The organism is Mesobacillus subterraneus, from assembly GCF_000934845.1.
Taxonomy (GTDB): Bacteria; Bacillota; Bacilli; order Bacillales; family Cytobacillaceae; genus Mesobacillus; species Mesobacillus stamsii.
On record NZ_JXIQ01000127.1, the window covers coordinates 1 to 1,625 of the forward strand.

The window sequence follows — 1,625 nt, forward strand, 5'->3', positions numbered from 1 at the left end:
CAGCTTTGAGGAGTAAAAATTCTTCGATTTAATTTTTGACAAAACCCCCCTAAAATATAGAAATATGAGATAGTTTACTAAAGGTCAAACGCCTAATAAATGATATTTAGGGGGATTTATGTCACATGATCACAAGAAAAGAAAAAAGGGAACAGGAAAAAGAAACAAACTATTTCTTCGAGTTTCTAAAAATCAAGAAACATTTTTTCAAGGAATTTACAAACAGACTAAAAAGCGTAAAGGATCACCGAGCCCAAGGCTATATTACTTACCCTCCAGAAATTATTTTGTTCACAGTTATAATGAAAAATATGACTGGCTTAAAATCAATGAGAAGTATGAGTAACGGTTTTAACAAAGAGGAATGTATTGAAAATGTCAGGAAGACAATAGGATTGGAAACATTAGACGAGTTGCCTCATTATGATACAATCAACGACTTTCTAGCTGGATTAGACGGTTCCGAATTGGAGGAAATCAGGACCTATATGATCAAAGAACTACTGAAAAAAAGATGTTTTGAGGACTACAGAATATTGGGTAAGTATTGGGGCGTTATTATTGACGGAACGGGACTACATACGTTTCATAAGAAGCATTGTGAACATTGTTTGAGGCGAGAATACAAAGATAAAGAGACAGGAGAAACAACGACCATTTACATGCATCATGTGCTAGAAGCAAAACTCGTAGTCGGTGATATGGTTTTTAGTATTGGTTCGGAGTTTATAGAAAATGAATCGGAAGAAGTTACAAAGCAGGACTGTGAAATCAAAGCTTTTTATAGGCTAGCTGAGAAGATGAAGACCACTTACAAGAGATTACCAATCTGTATACTGGGGGATAGTCTCTATGCGTGTGAGCCTGTGTTTAGTCGTTGTGATGCCTACAAATGGAAGTATATTTGCAGGTTTAAGGAAGGTCGAATAAAAAGTGTTGCATCAGAGTTCAACGCAATAAAGAAAATGGAGCAAAACAAAACAGAGGACGGACTTTTTTGGGTAAATGATGTGCCATACAATAAAAGAACCGTTCACCTCATGGAAGCAAAGCTGGAAACGGAAGAAGGAAAAATCAAACAGTATGTTTTCATAACAAATTTAAAGATAACAAAGAAGAACGTCAAAAGCCTAATTGCCGCAGGCCGCAGCCGTTGGAAAATTGAAAATCAAGGCTTTAATCAACAAAAGAATATTCGTTATCATTTGGAACATGCAAATAGCCACGAGTATACAGCAATGAAAAACCATTACCTTCTCATACAGATTACCGATATCCTAATGCAGCTTTACGAAAAAGGCGCACACATATTTAAAACAGTCAAAAAAACGGCACAAGAAAAATCCTCGAATCTGTTAGAAGCGTTTCGGACTCGCAAATTAACAGACGAGGATTATGGCGTGTTGTTCAAAGCAACACAAGTAAGATTTATTACCTAACACTTTTATTTTAGCAAAGGATGTGATAGGAAGCAAAACAATTTTTTAGTTATCCACAATTTCAGACGGAATTACTTAAAATTGGACTTATCCACACTTTTTTGAGAGAAAAAGATGATGGAAAATTATTACAATTGTGGATAACCTATAAATGGTGAAAAGACATAAGTTTACTCCTCAGAGCTG

The 1,625-nt window shown here is 35.4% G+C and carries 1 protein-coding gene; it reads left to right on the forward strand.

What is annotated here, in order from left to right:
• Nucleotides 1–125: 125 nt before the first annotated feature.
• Nucleotides 126–1,439 (forward strand): transposase family protein, encoded by a 1,314-nt coding sequence (locus UB32_RS15645; protein ID WP_044395377.1) that lies wholly within the window; start codon nucleotides 126–128, stop codon nucleotides 1,437–1,439.
• Nucleotides 1,440–1,625 lie beyond the last annotated feature (186 nt).

What these genes read in the sequence shown, in the direction of transcription:
- UB32_RS15645 (WP_044395377.1), top strand. Translation starts at nt 126, where the DNA reads ATGATCACAAGAAAAGAAAAAAGGGAACAGGAAAAAGAAACAAACTAT.